The 13,780-nt window shown below is 63.0% G+C and carries 9 protein-coding genes; 6 read left to right on the top strand and 3 right to left on the bottom strand.

All coding sequences use genetic code 11. The features are described 5' to 3' along the window. Positions 1–2 precede the first annotated feature (2 nt). The 4 genes from JG747_RS09280 (at position 3) to mgrA (ending at position 4,237) form a co-directional block, all read left to right on the top strand. Entirely contained in the window at positions 3–1,106 is a 1,104-nt protein-coding gene (locus tag JG747_RS09280; RefSeq protein ID WP_027047407.1) for an ABC transporter ATP-binding protein, read from the top strand. 54 nt (positions 1,107–1,160) lie between these two features. Continuing rightward, on the top strand, positions 1,161–1,907 hold the full coding sequence (locus tag JG747_RS09285; protein WP_019861249.1) for a sugar phosphate isomerase/epimerase family protein: 747 nt from the start codon (positions 1,161–1,163) through the stop codon (positions 1,905–1,907). Between the two features lie 11 nt (positions 1,908–1,918). After that, positions 1,919–3,058: a Gfo/Idh/MocA family protein gene (locus JG747_RS09290; RefSeq protein WP_069093160.1), complete on the top strand. Its 1,140-nt coding sequence runs from the start codon at positions 1,919–1,921 to the stop codon at positions 3,056–3,058. A gap of 132 nt (positions 3,059–3,190) precedes the next feature. Next, on the top strand, positions 3,191–4,237 hold the full coding sequence (gene mgrA, locus JG747_RS09295) for an L-glyceraldehyde 3-phosphate reductase (protein WP_019861247.1): 1,047 nt from the start codon (positions 3,191–3,193) through the stop codon (positions 4,235–4,237). A gap of 89 nt (positions 4,238–4,326) precedes the next feature. Here the strand turns inward: mgrA and JG747_RS09300 are convergent, their stop codons facing one another. Further along, positions 4,327–5,424 (bottom strand): S1 family serine peptidase, encoded by a 1,098-nt coding sequence (locus JG747_RS09300; RefSeq protein WP_069093159.1) that lies wholly within the window; start codon positions 5,422–5,424, stop codon positions 4,327–4,329. Positions 5,425–5,825: 401 nt separating this feature from the next. On the opposite strand from JG747_RS09300, the gene JG747_RS09305 reads away from it, so the two are divergent. Further along, positions 5,826–6,920: a trypsin-like serine peptidase gene (locus tag JG747_RS09305; RefSeq protein WP_069093158.1), complete on the top strand. Its 1,095-nt coding sequence runs from the start codon at positions 5,826–5,828 to the stop codon at positions 6,918–6,920. A gap of 170 nt (positions 6,921–7,090) precedes the next feature. Continuing rightward, entirely contained in the window at positions 7,091–8,899 is a 1,809-nt protein-coding gene (locus tag JG747_RS09310; RefSeq protein WP_223217856.1) for an MORN repeat-containing protein, read from the top strand. A 197-nt stretch (positions 8,900–9,096) separates the two neighbouring features. On the opposite strand, the gene amrB is transcribed toward JG747_RS09310, so the two are convergent. Then, positions 9,097–10,782: an AmmeMemoRadiSam system protein B gene (amrB, locus tag JG747_RS09315; protein ID WP_069093157.1), complete on the bottom strand. Its 1,686-nt coding sequence runs from the start codon at positions 10,780–10,782 to the stop codon at positions 9,097–9,099. Next, positions 10,779–13,745 (bottom strand): caspase family protein, encoded by a 2,967-nt coding sequence (locus JG747_RS09320; protein ID WP_244748358.1) that lies wholly within the window; start codon positions 13,743–13,745, stop codon positions 10,779–10,781. The genes amrB and JG747_RS09320 overlap by 4 nt, the downstream gene beginning before the upstream one ends. Positions 13,746–13,780: the final 35 nt, after the last annotated feature.

The raw sequence follows: 13,780 nt of genomic DNA on the forward strand, positions 1-13,780 counted from the left end.
TGATGGCAGAAATCGCGAACCCCAGCGTATCGATCCAGAACCTGTCGCTGAACTATGGCGCGGTGTCGGTTCTGCAGACACTCAACCTCGATATCGCCGAGGGCGAGTTCATCGTGCTCCTGGGGCCCTCCGGCTGTGGCAAGTCGACCTTGCTCAACTGCATTGCCGGGCTGCTCGACATTTCGAAGGGCCGCATCTTCATCAAGGGCAAGAACGTCACCTGGGAGGAGCCCAAGGATCGCGGCATCGGCATGGTATTCCAGTCCTATGCGCTCTATCCGCAAATGACGGTGGAGAAAAACCTGTCCTTCGGCTTGCGCGTCGCGGGCCTGCCCAAGGACGAAATCGCCAAGCGTATCGCGCGCGCCGCGGAGATCCTGCAGATCGAACCGCTGCTGCAGCGAAAGCCCTCCGCACTGTCCGGCGGCCAGCGCCAGCGCGTGGCGATCGGGCGGGCGCTGGTGCGCGATGTCGACGTTTTCCTGTTCGACGAACCGCTGTCCAATCTTGACGCCAAGCTGCGATCCGAATTGCGCGTCGAGATCAAGCTGCTGCATCGCAGATTGCAGAACACCATGATCTACGTCACCCACGACCAGATCGAGGCGATGACGCTCGCCGACCGGATCGCGGTGATGAAGGGCGGCGTCATCCAACAGCTCGACGCCCCGCAAACCATCTACAACCGTCCGGTCAATCGCTTTGTCGCCGGATTCCTCGGTTCGCCGGCGATGAATTTCATCGAGGGTCAACTGGAAGCCGGCGATGCGGCGGCGTTCACCGCCGACGGGGTTTCGATACCGCTCGACCGCTATGAGTTCGACAAGGATCGCGGCAGCGCGGGCAAGCCCTGTGTGTTCGGCATCAGGCCCGAGCACGTCGCCTTTGGAGATGCGGCCAAGGCCATGCCGTTCACCGCCGAGTCAGCCGTCGAGATCGTCGAGCCGATGGGCTCCGACACGCTGGTGTGGACCAAGCTCGGCGGCCGCAATTTTTCCTTCCGCGTCGAGGCGGAAAAGACGCTGCGCACCGGCGATCCAATCCGGATCGGCTTTGACCCAGCCCGCGCCTCGCTTTTCGACACCCCATCCGGCAACCGCCTATAGCCCCCAAGCCTTCCTCCCAAGAACCCACCCTACCAAGCAGAACGGACAGAGACGATGAACTGGTCATTCCAACTTTACAGCGCCCGCAATTTTCAACCTTGGGAGGGCGTGCTCGCCTCGCTCGGCAAGCTCGGCTACGCGCAAGTCGAAGGTTTCGGTGGCGTCTATGAAAATCCCAAGGCCTTCCGCGCGGAACTCGACAAGAACGGGCTTTCGATGCCGACCGGGCATTTCTCCATCGATGCGTTGGAGAAGGATTTCGACGGCGTGCGCAAAACGGCCGAAGCGCTCGGCATCAAGCTTCTGATCTGTCCCTATCTGATGGCCGAGGACAGGCCGTCAGACGCCGCCGGCTGGCGCGGCTTTGGCGAGCGACTGGCCAAGGTTGGCGAGGTCGCCTCGAAGGCCGGCTACGGCTTTGCCTGGCACAACCATGATTTCGAGTTCAAGGCACTCGCCGACGGTTCGGTGCCGCAGGATCACATCCTGTCGTCCGCTCCCGATATCGGCTGGGAGATGGACCTTGCCTGGGTGGTGCGCGGCGGCGCCGATCCGCTGCCCTGGATCGAAAAGCACGGCAAGCGCATCGTCGCCGTGCATGTCAAAGACATCGCCAAGCCGGGCGAGGGACTGGACGAGGATGGCTGGTCGGATGTCGGCCACGGCACGATCGACTGGGCCAACCTGATCAAGGTGTTGCGGGCCAAGAGCGCGGCAAAATACTTTGTCATGGAGCAGGACAACCCCAACGACATCGAGCGCTTCGCTCGTCGCTCGATCGCATCCGTCAAGGCTTACTAGGAACAATCATCATGGCAAAGAAACTGGGTATTGGCGTCATCGGCTGCGGCAACATCTCGAAGGCGTATTTCTCGCTGGCACCGCTGTTTCGCGGCATCGAGATGCGCGCCTGCGCCGACATCAACATGGACGCGGCCAGGGCGCGGGCGAAGGAGTTCAAGCTGCGCGCCGAGACCGTCGAGGACCTGCTCAAGGCCGATGACATCGACATCATCGTCAACCTGACGATACCGGCGGTGCATTACGAGGTGTCCAAACGCGTGCTCGATGCCGGCAAGCACGTCTATTCGGAAAAGCCGTTCGTGCTCTCGCTCCAAGAGGGCCAGGACCTCAAGGCCCGGGCTGAAAAGAAGGGGTTGCGCGTCGGCTCGGCGCCCGACACGTTCCTCGGCGGCGCGCACCAGCTGGTGCGTGAACTGATCGACGAGGGGAAGCTCGGCAAGATCACCAGCGGCACCTGCCATGTCATGGGTCACGGCATGGAGCACTGGCACCCGAATCCGGATTTCTTCTTCCAGCCGGGCGCCGGACCGGTGCTCGATATCGGGCCGTATTACATCACCAATCTGATCCAGCTGATCGGGCCGGTAAAACAGGTGGCGGCCTTTGCGACGACCCCGGCCAAGGAGCGGACGATTTCGTCGAAACCGCGTGCGGGCGAAAAAATCCCGGTCAACACGCCAACCACCATCCATGGCCTGCTGGAATTCGAGAACGGCGCCGTGGTGACGTTGAACACGAGCTGGGATGTCTGGGCTCACGGCCACGCGCCGATGGAACTCTATGGCGAAGCGGGCACGGTGTTCGTGCCGGATCCGAACTTCTTCGGCGGCGACGTGCGCTTCACCGAAGAGGGCAAGCCGGTCAAGAAGCTGCCGAAATGGAAGCACCCGCTTGGCGTGCCCAATGAAATGCACGGCCAGGGCATGATGGCCAACTACCGCACGGCAGGTCTCGCCGACATGGCGTTGGCGATAGTCGAGGGGCGGCCGCATCGTTGCTCGATGGAGTTGGCGCTGCATGCCGTCGATGTCATGACCGGCATCCTGCGCTCCGGCGAAACCGGCAAGTTCGTCGCCATGCAGACCACTTGCGAGCGGCCGGCGGCACTTGGCGTCAAGGCGGCCAAGGAACTGCTGGCGAAGAAGTAGGCGCAAAGATTATCGATAATGTTGACTTGCCCCTCTCCCCGTTCGGCCGGGGAGAGGGTAAAAGGGCGCCGGGCCGGCTCACCGCTTTGCGATGAAGCTGCCCGGTCTGTTCACATTCGAGGATCTTTCCCAATGCCCTATGTCGCCGCCGAAAATCGCTACGAAAAAATGATCTACAATCGCTGTGGGCGCTCCGGCCTCAAGCTGCCGGCGATCTCGCTCGGCCTGTGGCACAATTTCGGTAACGACACGCCGCACAAGACCAAGCAGGCGATCGTGCGCAAGGCGTTCGACCTCGGCATCACCCATTTCGACCTCGCCAACAATTACGGGCCGCCGCCCGGCTCGGCCGAAACCGCTTTCGGCGAAATCCTGCGCACCGATTTTTCCGCCTATCGCGACGAGCTGATCATCTCGACGAAGGCCGGCTATGAAATGTGGGCTGGCCCTTACGGTGAATGGGGCGGGCGCAAATACATGCTGGCCAGCCTCGATCAGAGCCTGAAGCGGATGGGGCTCGATTATGTCGACATCTTCTACTCACACCGCTTCGACCCGGACACGCCGCTGGAAGAAACCATGGGCGCGCTCGACCATGCGGTGCGCTCGGGCAAGGCGCTCTATGCCGGCATTTCGTCCTACAACTCGCAGCGCACCCGCGAGGCCGCCGACATATTGCGGCAGCTCGGCACGCCCTGCATCATCCACCAGCCGAGCTATTCGATGCTGAACCGCTGGGTCGAGGAAGACGGCCTGCTCGACACGCTGGAAGGGCTCGGCGTCGGCTCGATCGTGTTCTCGCCGCTGGCCCAGGGCATGCTGACCGACAAATATCTTGGCGGCATCCCCGAAGGCAGCCGCGCCTCGCAGGGCAAGTCGCTGAAGTCGGCCTTCATCAACGACCGCACCATCGCCAACATCAAGGCGCTCAACGCCATCGCCGGCAAGCGCGGCCAGACGCTGGCGCAGATGGCGCTGGCCTGGGTGCTGCGCAAGGGCAAGGTGACGTCGGCGCTGATCGGCGCCAGCCGGCCGGAGCAGGTCGAGGACTGCGTCGGCGCCCTGAAGGTGCTCGACTTCAGCGATGCCGAATTGGCCGAGATCGATAGCTACGCGCGCGAATCCGACATCAATCTGTGGGCGGCCTCAGCCGAGCGCAAAGGCCCGCCGAGGAAATAAAGCTGTCGGACAAGCCGGCAAATGACAACGGCTGGAACCCTTCCCGCCGTCTTCATGGCAAGCAAAATGTCGGGCAAGATGGCTGGGCCTCAGGGCGTCTTCGGCTTCTGGGCCGTGCCCAGCCCGGCTTTCGGCTTTTCCGGCGCAGGAGCAGGACCCTTCATCTTCGCCTCGATCCAGCCGCCGTAGTTGGCCAGCCGCGTGTAGATGCCATAGGCGTCCTTGTGGCCGCAGGCCGCGCTGCCGTCGGCGGGGCCTTCGCCCCAGCTGACGACGCCGACCTGAACCGGGCCGTCGGCGCCGGTCATGAACAGCGGGCCGCCGCTGTCGCCATTGCAGGCATCGCGTACGCCGCTGGCGGTGCCGGCGCAGATCATGTTGCTGGTCAGCGGATCGGTCATGTCGGCGGCAATCGCATTGGCGGCGGCATCGATGCCCTTTTCCGAATAGCGCATGCGGTGGGACAGATCGCCGAGTGCCGCCTTGAGGTCATGCGCATAGATGGCCTTGATGCCGCTGTTGCAGGCGCTGTTCGGCTGTAGATCAAGGTCGGCGACCATCAGCGTGGTCGGGAACGTTCCGTCCTGCATCTTGCCCCAGCCGGTGACGGTGGTCTTGCCGGTGTCAGGGGTCGCCTGGCGGGTAAGCTTGATGGTCGGCGCATCGGCCGGCTCGGCAAGCCGGAGCAGGCCGAGGTCGTTGTCGAGCGTCTGCTCGCTGTAGCCTTCGTTGACGATGACCTCCACCACCTTGTGGCGCTTGCCTTCGCCGAGATCGGTGGCGCCGGTCAGCACGGTAACCGAATCCGGTGAGATCGGCTTGCCCTTGTCGTTGAGGCAGTGTGCCGCCGTCAGCACCCATTGCGGGGCGATCAGGCTGCCGCCGCAGAATTGTGCATTGGCCTGCGAGGCCGGGTTCTCGTCCAGCCTGGCGGTGGTGAGCAGCGCGACCTGGAACGGATAGGCGCCCTTTTCGGCCTGGTTGCCGCCATAGACCCGGTCGGCGCCGTCAGGGTTCTCAGCGGCTGCCTTGGCCCTGGCCTCGGTCACCCGCTGCATCGGCGAGACCGCCGCTTCGGGCCTTGCGGCGCTTTCATCCGCCCGGCCGAGGTTGATCGATACAAAGGCGGCGGCAATGCCAAGCAGCGATGCGGCAACGATTGGTCCGAACCGATTTGTGATGTGCACCTGAACCTCCTCAGACAATTTTCCCGCGCGGATCGACGCCGGGCATTGTGCAAGGAGGTGTCGCCGGTCCGGCGATCCGCACGCGTGCCGTATCGAAAACGGCGCGCGATCGGTCACAAAACCGAATCCCACTTTTGCTAACCGTGCCCGCGAGCAGAACCCGCACAAAATCCTATAGCCCCCCACGGGCTAGGTGGAAGCGATTTATCATTGCCAATCTTGGATTATTTTAGGCAGTATACCGTTGCAGAGTTTTTTTGGCGGGGGCCTTGAAAATGACAGCCTAGAACAACGCTCGCGGGGAATGCCGGCGAGCAGACTCATTTTTCGGCGTCACCACGATCTCGACAATATTTCTCTATTTTGATCCAGTCCTTGCTGACTTTTGGGAGAGTCTCACCATGACAAAACTGACAAACGCACTTATTGCGTCCGCTTTGCTTTCCACCGCAATGTGGACGGTCCCGGTTTTCGCCGCCGACCCTGGGTCCGCCAGTGCCGGCAATGGCGAAAGCATGCGGGACGTTACTTCAGGCGACTTCAAGGCCGGCCGGGCAAAGCCGATCACGACACCAAAGCTTACTGATGAAGACAGCCGTGCCGCGCCGCTCACCGACGAGAAGGCGGCAGTCAAATCCTATGGCATCGTCGGGCGTTCCGCCGATGGCAAGGAGATCAAGATCGAGCCGAGCGAAGCACTGCGCGAGCTCATCATCAAGGAACTGAATGCGCCGGCCAATGGCGCGGATGGGGCTGAGCGCAAGACCGAGGACCCTGGGCTCGGCGAAGGCGAAGCCGGGCGTCAGGTTTTCGGTCCCGACGATCGTGAGCAGGTCAGGAACACCAAGACCTATCCGTTCTCGGCCATCGGCTATCTGGAAGCCAAATCGGCGAAGACGGGCAGCTATGGCAGCTGCTCGGCAACGCTGATCGGCCCGCGCACCGTGCTCACCGCGGCACATTGCCTCTACAGCCATGAGGACAAGGACTGGCTCTCGGAATATCTCTTCGTGCCAGGCCTCAACGGCAGCACTGCCGACGACGCACCGTTCGGCGCCTTCGCCTATGAAAGCGCCTATGTGCTGCAGGGCTTCATCGACAACTACCAGGGTTACTACGGCTCGGTGATCCCGTGGGATCTCGGCATCATCACGCTGAAGCAGGATGTCGGCACCAACCTCGGCTGGCTGGGCTACGCAAATTATGACGATCTCGGCGACTTCACCGCCAACCTTGTCGGCTATCCCGGCGACAAGCCGATGGGCACGATGTGGAAGGCGAGCTGCGAAGTGCATGCCGAGAACATCGCGCCGGAATATTTCCAGTATGATTGCGATACGTTCCCGGGGTCGAGCGGCAGCTCGGTCTATGCCTATGACACCAAGTCCAAGCAGCGCATCATCACCGGCGTCAACGTGGCGGAAAGCCCCGAGGCGAACACCGCCGTGCGCCTGAACGCCGCCAACGTCCAGTGGATCAACAGCCTGTACAAATAGTCGCTGCGCGTTCGCGGTGAAGGCAAAGGCGGCGGGTCAATCCTGCCGCCTTTTTCGTGCCGATCCTTCCCTCATGGCTTCCCTTGCACGAGGCCGGCGCCCCGACTACGCTTGCCTTGCCAAAGGGGCGAGGCGTCCAGGGGGCTTGAGGGATGGGGCGGACAAGGGCAGTGTTCGGGGTCGCGGCCGCATCGATGCTGGGCGCGATGATGCTTTCACCGGCTTTTGCCGATCCCGCCCGTGTCGGCGGCGCCTGGGCGGAGCGCGTGCAGATCCTCTATCAGGCCGACACACGCTCGGTGCTGCGCAGGACCGTGCGTGTCTGGGATTTCCATCCCGAGAAGAACCTCGACTTCGTCTGGGAGCCGGCCGCGGGCCGCTCGCCTGATAAGACGATCGCCGAGGACGGCACCGTCAACGGTAAGGGCAGGCTGGTGTGGCGGGTGCGCGGCTCGGCGAGCTATGACCCGAAGACCGTCTACTCCAGCTATTTCGGTGATGTCAGGAACGGCCGGCCCGACGGGCAAGGCCGGCTCGAATTGCGCTCAGGCGAGGTTTTCGACGGGCATTGGCTTGGCGGAGAACTCAACGGCGAAGGTATCCATGTCGATGCCGAAGGCAACCGCTATGAGGGGCAGTTCGTAGACGGCATTCCGAATGGCGAGGGCCGGTTGCTGTCGAAGACAGGCGAGATCTTTGCCGGCTCTTTTGTCGGCGGGTTGAAGAACGGCAAAGGCACCACGCGGCTCCCCGGCGGCACGGTCTATGAATCGCAGTGGGTGATGGGCAAGGAGGTCGGCGGCACGCGTCCAGACGTTCTGGCCGATGCCAAGGTCGGAGGCCTCCTCAAGGCGCAGGCCAGCGGCGGCGATGCAGGCAAAGTCGAGATCGGCGTCATCGTCGACCAGCGCATGACCCAGCAGGCCGACATGAAATACCAGCACCTGGTGCGCGACGAGGACATCGCGATCTATCCGGAAGACACCCTCTACAACGACGCCTGGAACGGCACCGGAACGGTCAATACCACCAATGTCTATGAAGGTGCGACCTGGGAGGACACGCCGGCCTTTGCCGAGGTCGACCTGACGACGACGGACGAGTTCAGGGTCAAGCTCGACAGCCTGGAAATGAAGGTCGCTGCCAGCGACGCCTACCGCAAACCGATGTTGTCGATCTCGGAGCATTTCGGCTGCATCGGCTTCCGGCCCGATTTCTCCATCGTCAACAATGGCTGGGGCGACGCCAAGGACATGAAGATGTCGGTCCAGTTCACCACGGTGGACGAAGAAGGCAATCCGACCGGGCAGCCAAGCCGCATGTTCACCAAAGACATCGGCGGTTTCAGCGATGGCGTCGACGTGTCGATCAAGAGCGTGCTCGACGAGGCCGGCGTCGACACGGCAAGCCTTGAGACCGGGCGTTTCCCCTGTCCCTCGGTCGATAGCCTCAATGTCTGCCGCAGCCAGCTCACCAACAAGATCAAGTTCGGTGAGGTCGGCGACTATCTTGGCAATTTCAACCAGGCGATGACGCTGAACGCGATCGGCAAGTTGGACTATTCCTGGGCGGACGATCAGGGCAATGTCTACCAGCAGAGCGAGCCCTTCCGCGCCCAGATGACCATGGCGGTCTTCGAGACTCCCGAATCGATGGCCGAATGCGGCGATGGCGGTGGCGGCAGCCCGGAAGCGATGCGCTACCAGAACATCGAATTCCCGATCGGCAAGCACGACTACACGATCGCCATGCCGGTGCGCGGCAACAAGACTGTCAGCGCCTATACGGCGCGGCTGAAGATGTGGTCGGCGATGTCGTCGATCCACAGTTTCAGCATCGCCGCGCATTTCGCCGACGGCAGCGTGCGCGAGAGCAAGCCGGTGACCTTCTTCTATTTCCGGCCGAAGCAATCGCTGTTCGAGACCAGGACCGAACCGGCGGCGTGCTATCTACCCCGCCAGATGATGGGCTGCGGCTAAGGTATGTCGATATTCAGGTGAGGCCGGTCTGCAAACGGCTGATACCTGCGCTTCCCCGTTATACTGCGTCGCAGTAGAACTGTGCTCACGTACGAAAAGTACGCTCCGCTCCGGTTCTCGGTGTCAGCCGTTTTCGACTCGGCCTGACCTGAATCTCAACACACATTCAGGTTCTTCACGTCGAAAACGGCAGTCGCCTATTTGCGACCCATCTCGAAATAGTTGGGCAGTGGGATGAGCCTGGCAAAGATCGTGCCTTGGGAAAAGACACGCAATTCCAGCATCGAACCTGAGGAGCGTTGCGCACTCTGGTCGAACAGGAAATTGCCGAGCGAATAGACCTCTGCCACATCGCCGCCGGCAACCGGGACGATCGCCTCACTCGAGACATGCGGATGGCCGCCGACAATGGCCGAGACGCCGCGCAGCCGCATCCCATCGGCAAGCATCTCTTCGCGCGCCGACGGTTCGGTCTTGTACTCGCGGCCCCAATGGACGAAGGCGACGACCGGGCGCTGCGCATTTTCGTGCAGCAGCCGGTCGAGCAAGGCGGAGGTGAGCAGGTCGGTGTTCTTCGAACCGTTGGTGTCGATGTCGGTCAAGCCGACAAGGTCGACATCGGCCAGCGCCAGCGTCTCGCCCTGGCCGAAATGCGGGATGCCGGCTTCGTCCAGCGCGCGCAGCGTCTCGGCATAGCCGGACGGGCCGAGATCATAGGCGTGATTGTTGGCGAGACTGACGCCGGCGACATGCAACCGCTTCAGCATGCTGACGGCGAGGTCTTCCGGCATGGCCAGCGTCATGTCGTCAATCGCTTCCGGCACGTTGGGCAGGATGACGCCTTCGAGATTGACGATCAGCGGCCGCGCTCCGGTCAGCGAAAGGATGCTGTCGACGATCTTGTCGGCAACGCCGTCGCGGACCAGGATCTTCTTCATGGCACGACCGAAATTCACGTCACCAGCGAGATAATAAATCCTGTCCTTTGGCCGCGCCGGGTTGTTGAAGCCGGGACCGAAGGCGCCGAACAGCGCCACGACATAGCTGGTGGTGCGCTCGACATAGTCGGACGTGTGTTCCTGCGAGTTCTCGTTGGCGACCACCAGCGGCTGGGCGCCGAACAATTCGCGCTGCAGCCGGGTCTGGATGTAGAGCGCGCCGACGGAATCGGCATGATCGGGCTGACGCAGGGCCGCTATGCCGTCGAGCGATCCGGCGGCCAGCATGTTCAGCGTCTGCTGGTCGAAACGCCTGGAATCATGCTGGGGCAGATAGTGCGAGAAGTCGGTGGATTCGACGATCAGCGTGTCCTGGTCGACGAGCGGTTTCAGCGCCTCGGCCAGCCGGTCCCAGTCGCCGCGCTTCGCCTTCACCGACATCGCCACCGGCACGATCTTCGCCTCGGGGAAGTAGTGATGCAGGAAGGGCAGCATGGCGCGTACGCCATGTTCCTTGTCGAACAGGCAGGATTCCTCGAGCATGTCGCCGTGGGCTTCCAGAAGGCGCACGGCATCGGTGTCGGCGGCCACCGGACCAAGCACGGTGTCGAAGCCGCGCGCCGTGGTGGCGTAGAGCTTGTGCGTCTTGTGGAAATGGTCCGGCGACAGGATGACGATGCGCTTGTAGCGAAAGCCGGACGCTGCATGAAAACCCAGTGCCACGAGGTCGGCGGCCAGCAGGTGATGCGGCACGGTGATGCCGGTCAGCCGCTGGTTGGAGGGCCGGACAGTAGCGACGCTGGCGATGGCGTCCTTGAACAGCGTGGCGTCGTCGTAGAACGTCGGGAAGTTTTCGGTTCCGGGCGGGCAGGCGATCGGGGCGGCCTGTGCCGTGCCGCCGAGAACCAGGGCGAACATGATGACCGTCAGCAGGCGGGCTATCACGGCTCGGCCAACACGATGTTCTCCACGCCGCCGACATAGTAGAACGGCTTCTGCTTCGACGCCGTCAGCCGCACCACTTCGTGCGAAATGAAATCGGCGAGCCCGAACAGCGTGACGCCGCCATCCGAGGTCTTCGCCTTGCCGCGCAGGCCTTCGAGTATCGAATAGGTGAAGACGCCGTGCCCGAGCTCCGGCAATTCGGCGGCGGTGTTGTTGGCCGCGGTCGCCGAAAACACGACGATGCGCGCGTCCTGCGCGTCCTTTTCCAGGCGCGGATTGAAGGCGTTGGCGGCATGGCAGGTGTCGAGCAGCATGAAGCGCATGCCCTTGGCCCGCTCGACCGATTTCTGGACGTCACCCCAGTCGACAAGCGAAGAGCGCTTCCAGCGGTCGGCATCCTGTTTGCGGCCATCGGTCGGGATGAAATAGTAATCCTCGTCGATGTTGATGCCATGGCCGGCGACGAAAACAATGGTGGTGTCGTGTTCGCCAGGCCTGTCGAGGAAATCGGCAAGCTGGTCGTCGATCGTGTGCGAGTCCGGCTCCATGATGTTGTCGGCGCTGGCGACGGTGTAGGTCTGTTGCGCCTTGTCGGGGCTTTCGTCGAGCGCCTCGCGGTTGACCAGAACCAGCGTCTCCATCGACGAGAACAAAGGTGCCGATTTCTGCGCAACCACCTTGAGGAACTCGGTGGCGTCGTCGACGGGGTAGCGCAAATCGCAGGCATGGCCGGAACAGGCGTCGGTCAGGAACGGATATTTGTCGACGCCGATCACCGCGACATAGAGCTTGCCCTTGGCCTCGGCCTTTTCAGTCTTCCTTGCCAGCGCCGTCACGCTGCGCTCGGTCAGATAGCCATAATCGTTGATGCCGGTGATGCGGATAGTGTTTTGACCATCCTCGACCGGCACCTCGACTGTTGTCTTGTTGCCGTCGACCGAGCGCGTCGCGATGTCGCCGACATTGCGGCTGTTCGACAGGATCGAGAAGCCGGCGGCATCGGCTCCGGCTTCCTTGGTGCCTGTGATTTCGACGGCGACATAACCGTCGCGGACCTTGCTCTGGTCGTCGGCGAGGCGAATGCCGAATTCCGGCGGCTTGCGCTGCAAGAGCTTCTGCAACTCGTTGTCGACGCCCGGCCGCATCTCCTGGACTGCCTGTTTGGCGCTGCGCAGGATGATGGCGCGGCGCACCATTTCCGGGCTCCAGAGGTATTTCTTCAACTGGCCGGCGCGGATGAAGCGGCCTTCATGGTCACGGTCCTGGTTGACGTGCCAGCCGATCAGCTTGTCTCCCTCGTCGGAGGAATAATAGTAGCCTTGCGGCATCCAGGCGATCCATTGTGAGCCGGCAAAGAACATCGACACGATCAGCTCGTGCGTCTTCAGGTTCCACAGCCTCACGGTCTGGTCGGCGCTGCCGGTGACCAGCAGGCCGGCTTTCTCCGAGGCGACCATGGCGTTGATTTCGCCGGTGTGGCCGGTGAATTCGCCGGAGACCCTGGCGGTCGCGGCCTTGTATTCCAGCAGCGTGCCGTCATTGCCGCCGGTGATCAGGCCAAGCCCGTTGTCGATCAGCGTGAAGGCGGAATGGGCAAAGCCGTTGGTGGCGTCGTTCTCGATCGAGCGCACCACCTTGCCGCCATTGGCGATCTCCAGCAACGCGTTCTCCAGCGCGTCCTTGCCGCCCACCGTGGCGTGCAGGGACCACTCGCCATCGCTCAGCGCGGCGCGGGCAAACGAGGCCGGCTCGGTCAGCGGCTGCGGGTCATCGAAGAACCGCTCGGTTGTGGGCAACTCCAGCCTCTTGTCCAATGCGCCCAATTGTTCCGGGCAAGCCACGCGCTCGGGGCAGGGGTTGGCGTTGCCCCAGGCGATGATGCCGTTTGCCGGATCGATGCCGATAGCGGTCACCGGTTCGCCCACTCCTTGGAGCAAGGCCTTGCGTTCGCCGGTCGCCGGGTCCCAGACTTGGATGGCGTTGCGGGTGCCGCCGGCCGTCGCCACCAGCGAGCCGCCGGCATTGGCGGCGCTGGCATAGACCGTGCCGTCATGGCCGCTGTAGTCGAGCAGCTTCTCGCCGCTGTCGGTGTTCCAGACGACGGAGCGGTGCTTGTCGGCGCAGCGATAGCCGCAGGAGGCGACCAGCCGCGATCCCTTGGCGAAGGTCAGCGAGCCGATGAGGAAATCCTGCTTGGGCATGGCGCGCACCAGCGTCCCGTCGGCCGCGCGCCTGAGCTGGACCTGGCCGTCCTTGCTGCCGGTGGCAAACAGGCTGCCGTCCTGCGAGATCGCCAGCGCCAGCACACTGACGTCCCGCAACGGCTCTGTGCCAGCGGGCAAGGCGATCTCGTCGCCCTTGGCGACATCCCACAACCGGATGCCATTGTCGGTCGTGGTCGCCGCCAGCCGGGTTCCCGCGGCGGCGAAAGCCAGCTTGTCGATGTGCCAGGAATCGGCGTCGAGCTTCTTGTCCAGCGTCCAGCCCGTCGCTGATTTGTCGTCGAGCCGCCAGAGATAGACTATGCCGTCGCCGCCGCCGGCAGCCAGTATCTTGCCATCTGGAGAGAAGGCGAGGTCGTAGGTCGCGTAGTCGGCGGCCTTGAGAACGGCCTTCATCTTGCCGGTGGCGAAGTCGAACAGCCTGATGTCGCCATAGGGCGGCTTGTCGCCGAGACCGGCGCCGAAATAGCCGCCGGCGGCGATCGTCTTGCCGTCCGGCGAGACCGTGACCGCGAAGATCTTGCCGTCGCTGCCATTGCCGAGATAGCCGCGAATGGTGCGTAGCGTCACGCCGCTCTGCCAGTCCCAGATGCGGATGGTCTTGTCATCGGATGCCGAGACAACGTCCTCGCCATCGGGGGTGAAGGCGAGGTCGGCAATCCGTGCGGTATGGCCTCCGGTGTCGAGGTCGATATGGAAATCCGGGGCGTCCTCGGCGCGGGCGGCAGAGGACGTGATCAAGGCTCCAGCCATGGCCAGCCAGCGGCAGGCACGCA

The organism is Mesorhizobium sp. 131-3-5, assembly GCF_016756575.1.
Classification (GTDB): Bacteria; Pseudomonadota; Alphaproteobacteria; order Rhizobiales; family Rhizobiaceae; genus Mesorhizobium; species Mesorhizobium jarvisii.